Origin of the sequence: Polynucleobacter sp. AM-25C3 (genome assembly GCF_018882335.1) — a bacterium.
Classification (GTDB): Bacteria; Pseudomonadota; Gammaproteobacteria; order Burkholderiales; family Burkholderiaceae; genus Polynucleobacter.
This window is the reverse complement of record NZ_JACVOS010000036.1, coordinates 1-808: the sequence shown is the minus strand read 5'-3', so window position 1 is coordinate 808 and position 808 is coordinate 1. Positions and strand designations below refer to the sequence as shown.

The following is an 808-nucleotide window of genomic DNA, read 5'->3' as shown; positions in this document are numbered from 1 at the left end:
ATGAGCATCCGTTTAGCGTGCGATACCTTTGTCATTAGCCAGACTTGCTATCGCTATCACCCGAAGCTATCGACCGACAATGCCCTCATTGCTGATTGGCTGGTGCGCCTTACTCAGAACCAGCGTAACTGGGGTTTTGGGCTTTGCTTTTTGTACTTACGTAATGTGAAGGGCTTTACTTGGAACCATAAGCGGGTCTATCGCATCTATCGGGAGTTAGAACTGAACCTCCGGATCAAGCCCCATAAACGCTTGGTTCGCGAGAAGCCTGTGCCATTGGCAGTGCCTGAGGGCATCAACGATACGTGGTCCATTGATTTTATGCATGACCAGTTGCACGATGGCAGATCCATCCGCTTGTTTAATGTAATTGATGACTTTAATCGGGAGGCCTTAGCCATTGATATTGATTTTTCTATGCCAGCAGCCAGAGTGGTACGCTCACTAGATCAAGTCATTGAGTGGCGTGGAAAACCACTCAAAATACGTTGCGATAATGGCCCCGAGCTTGTGGGTAGTGTGCTTGTGCAGTGGGCTGCGAAACATCAAATAGAGATGACTTATATCCAACCTGGTAAGCCACAACAAAATGCATATATTGAAAGATACAACCGCACCGTACGTTACGATTGGCTTAATCAATACCTCTTTGAATCGATTGATGAAGTTCAAGACTTTGCTACCGATTGGATGTGGACATACAATCATGAAAGACCGAACATGGGCTTAGGTGGAATTACACCAAAGCAAAAACTAGCACTTGCAGTACCAGCTTCTACTTTTAGCTTAAGTTAAAAATGGGGGGATT

Annotated in this window: 1 protein-coding gene; it reads left to right on the top strand. The window is 45.5% G+C overall.

What is annotated here, in order from left to right; genetic code table 11:
• Positions 1 to 795, top strand: a 795-nt coding sequence (locus tag ICN12_RS10750; protein ID WP_216272503.1) for an IS3 family transposase, incomplete at its 5' end; no start/stop codon positions are given.
• Between the last annotated feature and the right edge of the window lie 13 nt (positions 796 to 808).